General features: G+C 68.2%; 16 protein-coding genes and 2 tRNA genes. 13 read left to right on the top strand and 5 right to left on the bottom strand.

Going from position 1 to position 14,654, the window contains the following annotated elements; translation table 11 throughout:
• Nucleotides 1-28: 28 nt before the first annotated feature.
• On the top strand, nt 29-994 hold the full coding sequence (locus C5C17_RS09535; protein ID WP_104253223.1) for an EamA family transporter: 966 nt from the start codon (nt 29-31) through the stop codon (nt 992-994).
• A gap of 133 nt (nt 995-1,127) precedes the next feature.
• Here the strand turns inward: C5C17_RS09535 and C5C17_RS09530 are convergent.
• Together C5C17_RS09530 and orn are read right to left on the bottom strand one after the other, a co-directional pair.
• Nucleotides 1,128-1,203: transfer RNA gene (locus C5C17_RS09530), tRNA-His, on the bottom strand.
• A gap of 49 nt (nt 1,204-1,252) precedes the next feature.
• The gene (gene orn, locus C5C17_RS09525) at nt 1,253-1,873 is read right to left on the bottom strand and encodes an oligoribonuclease (protein WP_104253147.1); all 621 of its coding nucleotides are present in this window, start codon (nt 1,871-1,873) and stop codon (nt 1,253-1,255) included.
• 79 nt (nt 1,874-1,952) lie between these two features.
• Here orn and C5C17_RS09520 point away from each other — a divergent pair.
• The 3 genes from C5C17_RS09520 (at nt 1,953) to C5C17_RS09510 (ending at nt 4,446) form a co-directional block, all read left to right on the top strand.
• Nucleotides 1,953-2,025, top strand: a tRNA-Arg gene (locus tag C5C17_RS09520).
• Nucleotides 2,026-2,079: 54 nt separating this feature from the next.
• On the top strand, nt 2,080-3,237 hold the full coding sequence (locus C5C17_RS09515; protein WP_104253146.1) for a GDSL-type esterase/lipase family protein: 1,158 nt from the start codon (nt 2,080-2,082) through the stop codon (nt 3,235-3,237).
• Between the two features lie 42 nt (nt 3,238-3,279).
• Nucleotides 3,280-4,446 (top strand): hypothetical protein, encoded by a 1,167-nt coding sequence (locus C5C17_RS09510; protein WP_146079124.1) that lies wholly within the window; start codon nt 3,280-3,282, stop codon nt 4,444-4,446.
• A 27-nt stretch (nt 4,447-4,473) separates the two neighbouring features.
• Here the strand turns inward: C5C17_RS09510 and C5C17_RS09505 are convergent, their stop codons facing one another.
• Nucleotides 4,474-5,196 carry a CPBP family intramembrane glutamic endopeptidase gene (locus C5C17_RS09505; RefSeq protein ID WP_104253144.1) on the bottom strand — a complete coding sequence of 241 codons (723 nt, stop codon included), beginning with the start codon at nt 5,194-5,196 and terminating at the stop codon, nt 4,474-4,476.
• A gap of 68 nt (nt 5,197-5,264) precedes the next feature.
• Between C5C17_RS09505 and C5C17_RS09500 the strand changes: the two genes are divergently transcribed.
• Together C5C17_RS09500 and C5C17_RS09495 are read left to right on the top strand one after the other, a co-directional pair.
• A complete protein-coding gene (locus C5C17_RS09500; protein ID WP_181028538.1) occupies nt 5,265-5,849 on the top strand; it encodes a TetR/AcrR family transcriptional regulator in 585 nt (194 codons plus the stop codon).
• A gap of 164 nt (nt 5,850-6,013) precedes the next feature.
• Complete coding sequence (locus tag C5C17_RS09495) at nt 6,014-8,674, top strand: aminotransferase class I/II-fold pyridoxal phosphate-dependent enzyme (RefSeq protein ID WP_258066152.1); 2,661 nt, start codon at nt 6,014-6,016, stop codon at nt 8,672-8,674.
• On the opposite strand, the gene C5C17_RS09490 is transcribed toward C5C17_RS09495, so the two are convergent.
• Nucleotides 8,650-9,114 (bottom strand): helix-turn-helix domain-containing protein, encoded by a 465-nt coding sequence (locus tag C5C17_RS09490; RefSeq protein ID WP_258066125.1) that lies wholly within the window; start codon nt 9,112-9,114, stop codon nt 8,650-8,652. The genes C5C17_RS09495 and C5C17_RS09490 overlap by 25 nt on opposite strands.
• A 65-nt stretch (nt 9,115-9,179) precedes the next feature.
• Here C5C17_RS09490 and C5C17_RS09485 point away from each other — a divergent pair, with 65 nt between their 5' ends.
• The 6 genes from C5C17_RS09485 (at nt 9,180) to nadE (ending at nt 13,566) form a co-directional block, all read left to right on the top strand.
• On the top strand, nt 9,180-9,566 hold the full coding sequence (locus C5C17_RS09485; protein WP_104253141.1) for a nuclear transport factor 2 family protein: 387 nt from the start codon (nt 9,180-9,182) through the stop codon (nt 9,564-9,566).
• 97 nt (nt 9,567-9,663) lie between these two features.
• Nucleotides 9,664-9,873 (top strand): heavy-metal-associated domain-containing protein, encoded by a 210-nt coding sequence (locus tag C5C17_RS09480; protein WP_104253140.1) that lies wholly within the window; start codon nt 9,664-9,666, stop codon nt 9,871-9,873.
• A 1-nt stretch (nt 9,874) separates the two neighbouring features.
• Nucleotides 9,875-10,087, top strand: coding sequence for a hypothetical protein (locus C5C17_RS09475; protein WP_104253139.1), 213 nt, complete (start codon nt 9,875-9,877; stop codon nt 10,085-10,087).
• Entirely contained in the window at nt 10,084-12,366 is a 2,283-nt protein-coding gene (locus C5C17_RS09470) for a cation-translocating P-type ATPase (protein ID WP_104253138.1), read from the top strand. The genes C5C17_RS09475 and C5C17_RS09470 overlap by 4 nt, the downstream gene beginning before the upstream one ends.
• Entirely contained in the window at nt 12,363-12,677 is a 315-nt protein-coding gene (locus tag C5C17_RS09465; RefSeq protein ID WP_104253137.1) for a metal-sensitive transcriptional regulator, read from the top strand. The genes C5C17_RS09470 and C5C17_RS09465 overlap by 4 nt, the downstream gene beginning before the upstream one ends.
• 67 nt (nt 12,678-12,744) lie before the next feature.
• The gene (gene nadE / locus C5C17_RS09460) at nt 12,745-13,566 is read left to right on the top strand and encodes an ammonia-dependent NAD(+) synthetase (RefSeq protein ID WP_104253136.1); all 822 of its coding nucleotides are present in this window, start codon (nt 12,745-12,747) and stop codon (nt 13,564-13,566) included.
• A 48-nt stretch (nt 13,567-13,614) separates the two neighbouring features.
• On the opposite strand, the gene C5C17_RS09455 is transcribed toward nadE, so the two are convergent.
• The gene (locus C5C17_RS09455) at nt 13,615-13,899 is read right to left on the bottom strand and encodes a hypothetical protein (RefSeq protein WP_104253135.1); all 285 of its coding nucleotides are present in this window, start codon (nt 13,897-13,899) and stop codon (nt 13,615-13,617) included.
• A gap of 95 nt (nt 13,900-13,994) precedes the next feature.
• Here C5C17_RS09455 and msrA point away from each other — a divergent pair, with 95 nt between their 5' ends.
• Entirely contained in the window at nt 13,995-14,516 is a 522-nt protein-coding gene (msrA, locus tag C5C17_RS09450; RefSeq protein WP_104253134.1) for a peptide-methionine (S)-S-oxide reductase MsrA, read from the top strand.
• Nucleotides 14,517-14,654 lie beyond the last annotated feature (138 nt).

The raw sequence follows: 14,654 nt of genomic DNA, 5'->3' as shown, positions 1-14,654 counted from the left end.
CATGGTGGATGCGCCCGACACTGATCTCGTGCCTCCCCGTCATATCGCCCTCGCCTGCCTCGTCGCGGTTCTCTGGGGCGTGAACTTCCTCGCCATCCACGCATCGCTCGAGCAGTTCCCGCCGTTCTTCCTCATCGCGCTGCGCTTCGGGCTGCTCGCGATCCCGACGATCCTGTTCATCCCGCGCCCGAACGTGAAGCTGCGCTGGCTCATCGGCTACGGGCTCGGCTTCGGCACCCTGCAGTTCGTGGGGCTGTACCTGGGCATGGCCGCCGGCTTCCCGACGGGGCTCGCATCGCTCGTGCTGCAGATGTCGGCGCCCTTCACGGTGCTGCTCGGCGCGATCTTCCTCCGGGAGAAGCTCACAACCCGTCGCGTGGTCGGCATCGCGCTCGCGGTAGCGGGCCTCCTCCTGGTGGGCGTGGCACGCGGCGGTTCCGGCAGCTGGTGGCCGTTCCTGCTCGTCGTCATCGGGGCGTTCGGCTGGGCGATCGGCAACATCTCCAGCCGCCTGGCCGAGCCGCCGAAGCCGCTGCACCTGACGATGTGGATGGCCGTGGTGCCGCCGATCCCGATGCTCGCCGTCTCACTGCTCGTCGAGGGGCCCGAGCAGATCTGGGTGTCGCTCGCGACGGCCTGGACCGTCGCCGCCGTCCCCGCCTGGGTCGGCCTCGTCTACACGATCCTGCTCGGCACGGTGCTCGGATCCGGCATCTGGGTGTGGCTCATGAAGCGCCACCCGGCCGGCGTCGTGGCACCGTTCTCGATGCTCGTGCCGGTCGTCGGCATCTCCACGGCGTGGCTTGTGCTGGGAGAGCGGCCCGGCCCGCTCGAGCTCGTCGGCGGCGCGGTTGTGCTGTTCGGGGTGCTGTGGGCGAGCAAGATGCCCGCCGCGGCGCTCGCTCCCGCCCCGATACCGCGCGCGCCTGCCGCGCCGCTCGCTGAGCCGCCCATCCCGGGCTCACCAAGACTCGAGGCCCCCGCGCCTCGCTAGAAGCACACGGGGGATGCAGGTTCCAGGCACTGGGAACCGGCATCTCCCGTGTGGACGCGGCCGGACGCTCTCTGGAGGAGCGCGCGGCCCAACGATGAAGGCCCCGAGTCCTCAGGACTCGGGGCTTTCTCCATGGGGTGAGTAACGGGGCTTGAACCCGCGGCCTCCTAGACCACAACCAGGCGCTCTACCAGCTGAGCTATACCCACCATGTCTGCCGCCTGCGTGCTCCCGCTCGCCTGCGACTACGAGAGTCTATTACAGATTTTGGGCGAAGTCGTTCACCACTTCGGCTGCGACCTCTCGGAGCTCCTCGCTGGTGGGTCCGGGCTCGGGCACGAGCACTGCCTTGCGGTAGTACTTGAGCTCGCGGATCGACTCGAGGATGTCGGCCTTCGCGCGGTGGCCGCCGTCCTTGTCGGGGGAGTGGAAGTAGACGCGGGGGAACCAGCGACGTGACAGCTCCTTGAGCGTGGACACGTCGACGTTGCGGTAGTGCAGGTGCTGGTCGACCTCCGGCATGTACTTCGCGAGGAACATGCGGTCGGTGCCGATCGTGTTGCCCGCGAGCGGTGCCGTGCGGGGCACGGGCACGTGCTTCTTCAGGTACGCGAGGAGCTCAGCGGTGGCCGCCTCGAGTGTGGCGCCGTTCGGGATCTCCTCGATGAGGCCGGAGGTCGTGTGCATCTGCGTCACGAACTCGCCCATGTTGGCCATCGCGGCCTCGCTCGCCGAGATGACGATCTCGAAGCCCTCGTCGAGGATGTTCAGGTCGCTGTCGGTCACGAAAGCGGCGACCTCGACCAGCTCGTCGATCGACGGGTCGAGGCCAGTCATCTCGCAGTCGATCCAGACGAGACGCTCCTGAGCAATAGCCATGAGGGACATCGTAGTGATTCCCGGGGTCCCGTGGCGGCCAGTGGAGCGTTTCGAGGCCCGCTATGCTGGCTGGGATCGCGCCCCAGTAGCTCAGTGGATAGAGCAACGGCCTTCTAATCCGTCGGTCGCAGGTTCGAATCCTGCCTGGGGCACTCACCTTCGAAGCTCCTCGGCCACCGCCGCCCCCCGATTCCGGAGGCCTCCACGTGATCGTCACCCAGCCCACGCCCCAGTTCGTCCGCGGAGCCGCTGAGCTCGAGCAGACCAGCAGGGGAGTGCGACCGCACCGGCTCCCCGCACACGTTCGTGCGCAGTTCCCGGACCCGCAGCTGCTGCTCGTCGAGAGCCAGCCTTCCGGCGTCCGCGTGATGTCCGATACGACCGCCGAGCGGGTTGAGGTGGAGCTGCTGCCGACCCGGTCCGTCTATACGGGCATCGACCGGCCGCGGGGCCGCGTCGATGTCTACGTCGACGGCGAGAAGTTCGCGAGCGACGAGCTGACCGGTGGTGACGCCGTCGAGGTCGATCTGCAGACGGGCGCGATGTCGCTCCGCGAGGGGCCATCGCACACGACCACCATCGAGGGTCTTGCAGCTGGCGAGACCAAGCGCGTGGAGTTCTGGCTGCCGCACAACGAGTCGGTCGAGCTGATCGAGCTCCGATCGGACGCGCCTCTCGAGCCCGTGACCGTGTCCGATCGTGTGTGGCTGCATCACGGCAGCTCGATCAGTCACGGCTCGAACGCGACTTCGCCCAGCGACATCTGGCCTGCAGTCGCCGCGCGTCGTGGCGGGGTGGAACTCGTGAACCTCGGGCTCGGCGGCAGCGCGATGGTCGACCCCTTCCTCGCCCGCGTCATGCGCGATACTCGAGCGGACCTGATCAGCGTGAAGCTCGGCATCAACGTCGTGAACGCCGACGCGATGCGCGTGCGGGCGTTCGTGCCGGCCGTCAACGGCTTCCTCGACACCATTCGTGACGGGCACCCCGAGACGCCGATCGTGCTCATCTCGCCCATCTTCTGCGGCATTCACGAGCACACGGCCGGGCCCGGCGCGTTCGATCCCGCATCGTTCGCGACAGGCAAGGTCAAGTTCATCGCGACGGGGACTCCGGGAGACGAGTCGCAGGGGCGGCTCACGCTCAGCGTCATTCGGCGCGAGCTCGCGGCCCTGGCGGGGCGTCGCGCATCCGACCCGAATCTCTTCTTCCTCGACGGCACAGAACTCTACGGCGAAGCGGATGCGCAGCGCCTGCCGTTGCCGGACGACCTGCACCCGGGGCCCGAGGCGCACCAGCTCATGGGCGACCGCTTCGCCGACTACGCGTTCGCCCCCGCCGGTCCGTTCAGCGCTCGTTCCTGAACCGCCCGGCCAGGCGTCGAATCGGGCCTGCGACGATAGAGCATGGCTTCCCGACTCCCGATGATCCTCGACGCGCTTGCCCGGGCTGAGTGTGATGCGCCCGTCCGGCGGCTGATCGACGCCCTCCGTGGCGAGAAGTTCACGGCCACCGAGCGATCCTTCGGCGAGCCGGCCGTGCTGTCCCGCCGCGTGCGCTTCGCGGCCGGTGGCGAGCTCATCCTGCACGACGACACGTTGGTCGCCGTCGTCCTGCACGCGGTGCCGTCGTCGTCGGAGACCAGCGCTGTCAATCTCTCCGAGTGGATCCCCGGCACCACCAACGCGGCGACCCTCGACGACCTCAAGAAGGTGATGATCGGGCGCCGCCGCTTCGCCGGCTTCGGCACGCCGTACTTCGAACTCGACGGCGGATACGCGCGGGCCGAGTTCAAGGACCATCGCGGCTGGAACGACCCGGGCAACCTCGAGAGCCTCGTGTTCACGGTCGAGCAGCCGGGGCTCACCTGCCGCCCCGAGGACGACAACTGCCCGGCCTGCAGTCAGCTCCTGGTGCGCGACGAAACCGAGAAGCTCGACGTCGAGGAGACGGTGCACGCGATCACGGATGCGGCTGCGTCGGGAGTCCTCAAGGAGGACGCCAGCTGGGTCAGCATCCGCGACCTCCTGCCCATCCACGCGTCGGGTCTCATGGAGCGCGTCGAGAGTCAGCTCACGTGCCAGACGTGCCGGCGCATCCTCTGCCTCGCACTCGAGCACGGCGTCGGACCGACCGTCTCCCACCTCGCGCTCAACGAGGCCAGGCAGCACCGTCTCGGCCCGATCCCGCCGGTCGAGGAATGGGGCGACGACGCCCGCATCGCCAAGGAGCGCGACGCCATGCACTACGTCGACCACGAACCGGGGCGCTGGTTCCTCGTCGAACAGGCCGGCCAGCTCTTCCTCGACGCCAGGTACGTGGTCACGAACATGGTCGACGACTCCGCGCTGCTGCAACTCGACGCGGCGGAGGCCGAACAGTATCGGACGGTCGGCCGCGCGTTTCTCGCGGACCTGGCGGAGCGCATCCACGACGGGGCTCCCCATCGCGGAGAGTCGCCGTTCTTCGCCCGCGACCTCAAACGGGGGCCGGAGGGGGCAGCGTACCGAGAGGCCGTGAGCAAGGCGATTGTGAACCACACGTGGCTGGCCCGGCAGCGATCAGGTTCCTGACGAGCCGGAGGGCCACCGCCGCAGCGATCACAGCTTCGCCAGCACCGTCGGGATGAGGATGGGCGCGTTGATGAGCAGGTGCAGCAGCATCGTCGCGACGAGGTTGCGGCGGATGAGCGTGAACGCCACGAGTGCCAGCGACCCGACGAGCTGGTGGAAGAGCCAGCTCGGCCCGAAGAAGACGACGTGGGGCGCGATGAACATCGCCAGGCTGACGGCTGCCCCGATCCACCTCGACCGCATGAGCGAGCCAAGTCGCTCCTGCAGGTAGCCGCGGTAGAGGACCTCCTCGGTGATGGCCGCCGTGATGATGAGCAGGACAACGCCGGCGACGCTCATGCTCGAGATGGTGCCCACACCGTCGTTGTCCTCCTGAGGGGCGATGAGGCTGGCGATCCACGACCAGGCCATGACGCCGCCGAAGACGTAGAACGCCCACTCGATGTCCTTGCCCGTCGGCTTGGTGATGAGCAGTGAGGTGAGGCCGCGCCGCTCTCCCCAGATGACGAGGGCGACCACGAGCAGGGCGCCCGCCCACTTCCAGGGGTTGCCCGAGGCGGGGCCTTCGAGACCGAAGCGCAGGTCGAAGCCGCCGATCTCACCGGCGGGAGGGCCGTTGAAGAGGAACCAGAAGATCAGGAGGCCGACGACGAAGAGCCAGCCGTCTCGTGCTCGCGGCGGGAACGCGGGCGTGCCGATGCTGACGCGTCTCACGGGCTCCACGACTTGCTGGGATGCTGATTCGGCCATTCTCTAGAGTAAACACTCTAGAGTGATTGCTCGAGAACCGATTCGAGATGCAGGCAGCGAGGTTCGACGTGGCGGCACGAACAGGCGAGGGGTGGGCGGCGATCGTCGGAGCCGGCTACCAGCTCATCTCAGAGCTCGGCTACGCGGGCGCCACGACGGCACGCATCTGTGCCCGCGCCGGCGTCTCCTCCGGCACCTTCTTCCACTACTTCCCGACGAAGATCGACCTGCTCGTCGGCATCCTGCAGGCGGATGCGGCCGACGCGGCCCTCCGCGCGGACGCCTTCGCGGACGCGGCGACCGACAGCGCGCCGGCTGCCCTGCGCACCTGGCTCGGCGCCCTCCTGGAGGAATCGGCTGACCCGCACCTCGCCGGTTTCGTGGCGGCGCTGGGCTCCGCCCCGAGCGATGCACGCGTAGCGGAGCTGCTGACCAGCGCCGCCGCGCTCCAGCACAAGACACTCGTCGCGATCGTCTCGGCGGGGCAGCGGCAAGGGAACTGGCGCTCCGATCTCACCGCCGAACGTCTCGCGCTGTGGATCGGGGTGGTTGCCGATGGAGTTCTGTCGCGCAGCGTCGAGGACCCGAGCTTCGACGCCGCAGCTGCCGCGAGCGAACTCGGCGACCTGCTCGCGAGGTACCTCGCGCCCTGAACGCGACCCCGACGCAATTCGACGCGTGGCGGAGAGAGTCCCGCAGCTCTGGAAGAATGGCCGTCGTGACGAGCTTCGACGCCGCAGGTCTCCACGAATCCGCCCCCACCGCGAACGACGCCGATCGGCGCGCCTCAGGCCAGAGCCTGGAGCGCGATCCTGGCATGCCGACGAGCACCTGGCGCCTGCGCAGCGACGCGTGGGAGTACCTGCGCTTCGCGATCAAGCGCCTCGAATCCGGGCATGAGACGGCGAGCATCCTGGACGCGGATGGCGAGATCTCCCGCAACCTGCGTGCTCTCGAGACGCTCGAGCTGTACTGGGCGGGGTTCGGGCAGCGCTACGTCGCCGAGATCCGCGAGGCTCTCGACAACGGGGAGTACTCGAGCGCGCTCGAGCGCATCGGCCGAGTCGTGAGCCGCTTGCGCGGCACGAGCATCCCCGCCGACCATCGCGACGATCGGCTCGACGAGGCCGAGCGCGCCGAGCTGCAGGACGACTCCGACCCGCGCCCCCGCTTCGAGGTGCTGCTCGTCGACGAGACCACCCCAGCCGACCGGGATGCGCTGCGGGCCGACATCCTCAAGCTCCGCAGCGCGGCGGATGCGTTCGTCTACGACTACGTCATCGTGCCGTCGGCCGACGATGCCGTCGCGGCTGTGCTCACGAACCCGAACATCCTGGCCGTCGTCATCCGGCCCGGCTTCAGCGACCGCAGCCAGCAGCGTCTCAGCCGGGACATGCGCGAGACGATCGACCTCGCGCACGTCGACTCGGCAGGCACGACCGCGACGTCGCGGTCGAGCCTCGCGTCCGTGCAGCGTGTCCTCGGCCTCGCGGACACCCTCAACACGCTGCGCCCCGAGCTCGACCTGTACCTGGTCGCCGGGGCGCACATCGAGGACCTCGCCGGTGTGCTCACGCGCCGCTTCCGCCGCGTGTTCCTGCGCGAAGACCAGCTCGAGCTGCACCTGTCGTTGCTGCGCCGCGTCTCGCACCTCTACGACACGCCCTTCTTCACCGCCATCCAGGAGCACGCCCGCCGCCCCGCCGGGGTCTTCCACGCGCTGCCGATCTCTCGCGGCGGGTCGGTCGTGACGTCGAAGTGGATCACCGACCTCGTCGACTTCTACGGGCTGAACCTGCTGCTGGCCGAGACGAGCGCAACGTCGGGTGGTCTCGACTCGCTGCTCGCTCCCGTGGGTGCGATCAAGAAGTCGCAGGAGCTCGCGGCCCGCGCGTTCGGCGCGAAGCACACGTTCTTCGTCACGAACGGCACCTCCACGGCCAACAAGATCGTGCACCAGGCGCTCGTCTCGCCCGGCGACATCGTGCTCGTCGACCGCAACTGCCACAAGTCGCACCACCACGCGCTCATGCTCACGGGCGCCCGCACGGCGTACCTCGAGGCGTACCCGCTCAACGAGTTCGCGTTCTACGGCGCGGTGCCGCTCGACCGCATCAAGCAGCTGCTGCTCGACTACCGCGCGGCCGGTCGCCTCGACGAGGTGCGCCTCGTGACCCTCACGAACTGCACCTTCGACGGCATCGTCTACGACCCAGAACGCGTCATGGCCGAGTGCCTCGCGATCAAGCCCGACCTGGTGTTCCTCTGGGACGAGGCGTGGTTCGCGTTCGCCGCGTTCCACCCCATCACCCGCCGACGCACCGCCATGGCGGCGGCGAAGCACCTCGAGGAGCGGCTCTCCTCGAGCGCCCACGCGACGGCGTACCAGGAGCAGCGGGCCCGCCTCTTCGACCCCGAGACGGGGGAGCCAGCGGCCGACGACGCCTGGCTCGCCGAGCGGCTCCTGCCCTCCCCGGATGCGCGCATCCGGGTCTACGCGACCCAGTCGACCCACAAGACCCTCACCGCGCTGCGGCAGGGATCCATGATCCACGTCTACGACAAGGACTGGTACCGCGAGGCGGAGGAGCCGTTCCACGAGGCGTACATGACGCACACCTCGACGTCGCCGAACTACCAGATCCTCGCCTCGCTCGACCTCGGCAGGCGCCAGGTGGAGCTCGAGGGCTTCGAGCTCGTGCAGCGCCAGCTCGACCTGGCGACGAGCATCGCCCAGGCCATCGCCCGCCACCCGCTCCTGCGCCGAACCTTCCGAGTGCTCTCCGGCCACGACCTCATCCCGGCCGCGAATCGCGCGAGCGCGCGGCCGATGCCCCACCGGGACGGGTTCTCGACGATGTGGCAGGCGTGGGAGGAAGACGAGTTCGTCGTCGACCCGAGCCGCATCACGGTCGAGATCTCGCGCACGGGCGTCGACGGGGACACGTTCAAGCACGAGCACCTCATGGATCGCTACGGCATCCAGGTCAACAAGACGAGCCGCAACACGGTGCTCTTCATGACGAACATCGGCACCTCCCGCAGCTCCGTCGGCTACCTCATCGAGGTGCTCGTGAAGCTCGCGGAGCGCTTCGAGGAGGAGACGCAGGCGCGAGAGATCGACGGCGAGCGCCCGGCCCCCGCTCCGATGCCCCCGCTGCCCGACTTCAGCGCGTTCGCGCCCGATTACGCCTCCGCGGACGGGCTCCCGGACGGCGACCTTCGCACGGCGTTCTTCCGCGGGCAGCGTCGCGCGAACATCGAGCACCTCAGCCACGCACAGCTCACCGAACGCGTCGCGGGTGGGGCCAAGCCAGTCTCTGCAGGCTTCGTCACCCCGTACCCACCCGGATTCCCCGTGCTCGTGCCAGGCCAGCTCGTCACCGACGAGGTGCTCGATTTCATGGCCGTGCTCGACACCCGCGAGATCCACGGCTACGACCCACTGCGCGGCTACCGCATCCTGCGCGAGGACTGATCTCCGCTGGCGGCGGCGGCGGCGAGGACTTCGTCGTCGGCGCGCTCGTCGAACGCGTCACGCGAGACGAGTACCTCCTCGATATGGGCTTCCGCCCAGACCTGGAGCGCGAGGAGCGGTTCCTCGAGGCTCGCTCCGAGGGGCGTGAGTGCGTAGACGCGGTGGCCCTCGTGCTCGACGCGCTCCAGCATCCCGTCGCGTTCGAGCGAGCGAAGCGTGTCGACCAGCACCTTCTTCGAGATGCCCTCGATCGTGCGATGCAATTCGCTGAAGCGCTTCGGCTCGTTCGAGAGCGTGATGACGATCATCGCCGTCCACTTGTTCGCGATCTGGGCGAGCGAGGTGCGTGACGGGCAGGTCGCGGAGAAGACGTTCCACTTCGGGCTCATGAAGACCTCTCGGTGCGGGGCGATGGCGAACCTCGGGATGCAGATGGTCACGGTGAAGTGACCACCGCCTGCTGCGTAGAACTGGAAGCACACCACACATCGAGAGGAACACCATCATGACCGCAATCGAGACCTTCACGACGTACGACACGAGCCTCGCAGCGGGCGACCTCCCCGCCGTTGCCGCCATGCTCGCCCCTGACGTGATCTGGCACCAGCCCGGTGGCAACCCGTTGTCTGGCCGCAAGGTCGGGCCGGAGGGTGTGCTCGCCCACCTCGGTCGATTCTTCGAGCTCAGCGGCGGAACCTTCCGTCTCGTGACGAGGACGGCGGTCGCGAACGGTGACCTCGTCGTGGCGACCGTCGAGTTCTCGGCTCAGAGAGAGGGGCGCACGCCTCTTGCGCAGTCGGGCATCGACGTCTTCAGGATCGCTGACGGGCTCATCGCCGAGGTCTGGCTCTTCAGCGAGGACCAGGCTGCTGAAGACGAGTTCTGGTCGTGATGCTGGTCTGACGGTGGCGGGAATACCTGCTGGGGGTATATGGTTGCACCTGCCGTACATACCCCCAGGGGGCACTGCCCTCGGCAAGGAGACCACCATGACCACCACCACCTATTTCGTCACCGGCATGACCTGCGGCCACTGCGAGAGCGCCGTGGCTCAGGAGGTGAGCGAGTTGGCAGGCGTCGACGGCGTCGTCGTCTCTGCTGACACCGGCACGCTCGTCGTCGAGAGCACCGCACCCCTCGACGACGCGTTGGTCATCGCCGCGGTCGACGAGGCCGGCTACACCGCAGCCAAGGCCTGACATGAACGTGCCAGTCAAGCTCAGCATCTACGGCGTGCTGCTTGCAGCGGTCTTCGGCGCGGCGTTCTTCACCGCCCAGGTCGTCACGGAAGCCGACCGGGCCGACGGCTGGCGCCCACAGATTCACCAGACCTCCCAACCCGGCTCGGCCGAAGCCCCCGGACTCCCCGTCGAGCATTCAGACGCCCCGCAGCACACGGAGGGTGAGCGATGAGCACAGCTACCGACATCGAGCTCCAGATCGGGGGCATGACCTGCGCGTCGTGCGCGATGCGCATCGAGAAGAAGCTCAACAAGCTCGAAGGCGTGAGCGCGAGCGTCAACTACGCCACTGAGAAAGCCCGCGTGCACGCGCCGGCGGGACTCGACCCGCAATCGCTCATCGACGAGGTCGAGAAGACCGGCTACACGGCCGCACTCCCAGTGCCAGAGCATCCTGACGTCGAGGATTCGGCCATCGAGGCCGCAGACCCCGAACTCGTGAGCCTACGTCAGCGTCTCATCGGAAGCATCGTGCTCGCCGTTCCCGTCATCGCCTTGGCCATGGTGCCTGCGCTGCAGTTCACGAACTGGCAGTGGGCGTCGCTGGCCCTGGCCGCACCGGTCATCGTCTGGGGCGCGTGGCCATTCCACCGGGCCGCGTGGCTGAACCTGCGACACGGCAGCGCGACGATGGACACGCTCATCTCCATCGGCACACTCGCCGCGTTCGTCTGGTCGCTCTACGCGCTCTTCCTCGGCACGGCGGGCATCCCCGGCATGAAGCATCCCTTCGAGTTCACGATCGCCCCCTCCGACGGAGCATCCAACATCTACCTTGAAGTGGCTGCAGGCGTCACGATGTTCGTGCTGGCCGGTCGCTACTTCGAGAAGCGATCCAAACGGCAAGCCAGCGCCGCCTTGCGTGCGCTCCTCGAACTCGGCGCGAAAGACGTCGCCGTCCTTCGCCGGGGCATCGAGACACGCATCCCCATCGGGGAGCTCATCGTCGGCGACGAATTCGTCGTCCGGCCGGGGGAGAAGGTCGCGACCGACGGCGTCGTCACGAGTGGACGCTCGGCGGTGGACGCCTCGATGCTCACGGGTGAGTCCGTCCCCGTCGAGGTCGTCGAAGGAGACAGGGTCGTCGGGGCCACGCTGAACGCGAGCGGACGACTCGTGGTGCGCGCCACGAGAGTCGGCGGCGACACGCAGCTCGCGCACATGGCCAAGCTCGTCGAGGACGCGCAGACCGGCAAGGCCGAGGTGCAGCGTCTCGCCGACCGAATCTCCGGCGTCTTCGTGCCCATCGTCATCGCGATCTCGGTGGCCACACTCGGCGCGTGGCTCGGCGCCGGGTTCCCGGCCTCGGCCGCCTTCACTGCCGCGGTTGCCGTGCTCATCATCGCCTGCCCCTGCGCGCTCGGCCTCGCGACTCCAACCGCGCTCCTCGTGGGAACTGGCCGTGGGGCGCAGCTGGGCATCCTCATCAAGGGCCCGGAGGTCCTCGAATCGACCCGCCGAGTCGACACGATCGTCGTCGACAAGACCGGCACGGTGACGAGCGGAAAGATGGCGTTCGCCGGCGTCTGGATGGCGGACGGGGTCGAGCGGGACGAGCTCCTGCGTCTCGCGGGTGCGCTCGAAGCGGGCTCGGAGCATCCCATCGCTCGGGCGCTCGCGGCCGGCGCCGCGGCCGAAGTCGGTGCGCTGCCAGCGGTGGAGGACTTCCGGAACCACGAGGGCACGGGCGTGCAGGGCATCGTCGACGGTCACCTGGTGGTCGTGGGGCGCGAGCAGCTGCTCGCCGACTGGGGGATCTCGCTCGGCGAGGAGCTCGCAGAGCGCAAGAGCGATGCGGAGTCCCTCGGACAGACCACCGTCATCGTGGCCTGGGACGGCGAGGCTCGCGGAGTGCTCGCCGTCGCAGACACGATCAAGCCGACGAGCGCGCAGGCGATCGCCCAGCTGCGCCGACTCGGTCTCGAGCCGACGCTGCTCACCGGTGACAACTCGATCGTCGCCGGGCAGGTGGCGGACGCTGTGGGCATCACCGACGTCATCGCGGGAGTCCTGCCCCAGGAGAAGGTCGGCGTGATCCGCCGCCTCCAGGAGGAAGGGCGCGTCGTCGCGATGGTCGGCGACGGCGTCAACGATGCCGCCGCGCTCGCGCAGGCCGACCTCGGCCTGGCCATGGGAACGGGCTCGGACATCGCCATCGAGGCAGCGGATATCACGCTTGTCCGCGACGACCTCCTGGCGGCCGCGGATGCCATCCGTCTCGCCCGACGTACGCTCGGCACCATTAAGGGCAATCTCTTCTGGGCCTTCGCGTACAACGTCGCGGCGATCCCGCTCGCGGCCCTCGGGATGCTCAACCCCATGCTGGCGGGAGCCGCTATGGCGTTCTCCAGCGTGTTCGTCGTCGGCAACAGTCTGCGACTGCGTGCCTTCCGAGGCCTGCAAAGCACCGCGACTTCCCCCGATTCACACCCACGAAAGGCAACATCATGAGCGAGACCACCGAGAAGGGCGGCCACGCCCACCACGGCTACATCGAGGACAAGAGCAAGTACCTCACGCGCCTCAAGCGCATCGAAGGGCAGGCGCGGGGCATCCATCGCATGGTCGATGAGGAGCAGTACTGCATCGATATCCTCACGCAGATCTCGGCGATCACCTCGGCGCTCGAGAACGTCGCGCTCGGGCTCATGGATGACCACCTCAAACATTGCGTCGCGGACGCTGTGAAGCTGGGTGGGGCCGAGGGGGAGTTGAAGCTCAAGGAAGCGTCTGACGCCATCGCGCGCCTCGTGCGCAGCTGAGTGCTCACTCTGATCTCGGGTCGGCGACTTTTTCCCGAAACAGGTGCTCGGTAGAGTTGGCCCCACCATGAGCGCTCAACAGGAAATCATCGCGGCCCTCGGCGTGAAGCCGGTCATCGACCCTGCGACGGAGGTGCGAGAGCGTATCTCCTTCATGCGCGAGTACCTGCGCACGACGGGCTCACGTGGGCTTGTGCTCGGCATCAGCGGCGGCCAGGATTCCTCGCTGCTCGGCAAGCTCGCGCAGCTCGCGGTCGAGGCGGTGCGCGCGGAGGGTGGTGACGCCACGTTCGTCGCCGTGCGCCTCCCGCATGGCGTGCAGGCTGACGAGGACGATGCGCAGCTGGCGCTCGAGTTCATCCAGCCGGACGAACGGATCACGTTCGACATCAAGCCGGCGACCGATGGCATGCAGCACGCGTTCCTGGACGCCACGGGGCGTGCCATCACGGACTTCAACAAGGGCAACGCGAAAGCGCGCCAGCGGATGATCGCGCAGTACGCGATCGCCGGAGAGCGCGGCTTCCTTGTGCTCGGCACCGACCACGCTGCCGAAGCAGTCACGGGCTTCTTCACGAAGTACGGCGACGGCGGGACCGACCTGAACCCGCTCGCGGGCCTGACGAAGAGCCAGGGTCGTCAGCTGCTGGAGGAGCTCGGGGCGCCTGAACGCCTGTACGCGAAGGCGCCGACCGCCGATCTGCTCGACGAGACGCCCGGGCAGACCGATGAAGCGAACCTCGGGCTCAGCTACGCGCAGATCGACTCGTACCTGACCGGTGGAGACGTGGATGCGGAGATCGCAGAACGCATCGAGGCGCTGTACCGCAAGACCGAGCACAAGCGGCAGCTGCCGGTGCTCCCCACCGACACCTGGTGGCGAGCCTGACCGACGGCACGGTGGCGGAAGCGAGCGCCGACGAGCGCACGCGCACCCTCAGAGGTAGCGGAACGCGGTGACCGCCTCGGCGAAGTCCGAGAACTCGTCGAGCGTCAGGAAGGCCGTGGAGGTGCGGCTCATGCGGGTGGCCGCGTAGGCCACCCCCGAGCCACGTTGGTGCTCTTCGACGTACCCGCGCACGGCGCCGTCGGGGCCCGTGACCCGCCACCGCGCCGCATGCACCTGCGTCGCGGTGAGCCCAGCGAATCGCTGGGTGAACGGGCCAGTTCGGGGTGTGAGGGTCGGGGCGGAACCGGACTTGGTGAGGTGCGTCGTGGTCATGAGGTCAGGCTAGAAGCGACCACCGACATTCTCGGTGCTGGGTGAGTTCGCGCAAGGCTGAGCCGCGGAGCCAGCCACCGGCGTAGCCTTGGCGCATGACCGAATTCGTGCTTGCAGGTGGCTGCTTCTGGTGTCTCGACGCCGTGTACAGGAACGTCAAGGGTGTCAGCGACGTGATCTCCGGCTATACGGGTGGCGAGCACCCGAAACCGGACTACGAACTCGTGTGCACCGGCACGACCGGGCATGCAGAGGCCGTGCGCGTCGTCTTCGACGAGAGCGTGGTGCCCGCCGACGTGATCCTCGACATCTTCTTCACGCTGCACGACCCGCGACAGCTCAACCGGCAGGGCAACGACGTCGGAACGCAGTACCGTTCCGCGATGTACTACACCGACGAGGCGCAGCGCGAGCTCTTCGAAGCGGCCCGCGGCCGCGCCGACGAGCTCTGGGGCGGCGGAATCGTCACCGAGATCTCTCCACTGGGCCAGTACTTCGACGCGGAGGACTACCACCAGGACTTCTTCGCGAAGAACCCGGGCCAGGGGTACTGCAACTTCGTTGCCGTGCCCAAGGTGAACAAGGTACGCGCCAAGTTCACTCCCTACATGCTCTGACCTGCAGCGCCAGCCCGGACTGGCTCGGCACTCTGACGAAACGGCGCCTGTGGACGGAACCCCGTCCACAGGCGCCGTTGTCGTCGGGAAGAACGGCCGCCCGCAGTCGCACACTGGTGCCGCGGTCCGGTGCGGAGC

This window comes from Pseudoclavibacter sp. RFBA6, assembly GCF_002931575.1.
Classification (GTDB): domain Bacteria; phylum Actinomycetota; class Actinomycetes; order Actinomycetales; family Microbacteriaceae; genus Pseudoclavibacter; species Pseudoclavibacter terrae.
Note: the sequence above shows the minus strand (reverse complement) of the source record. Positions and strands in the feature narration are given on the sequence as shown.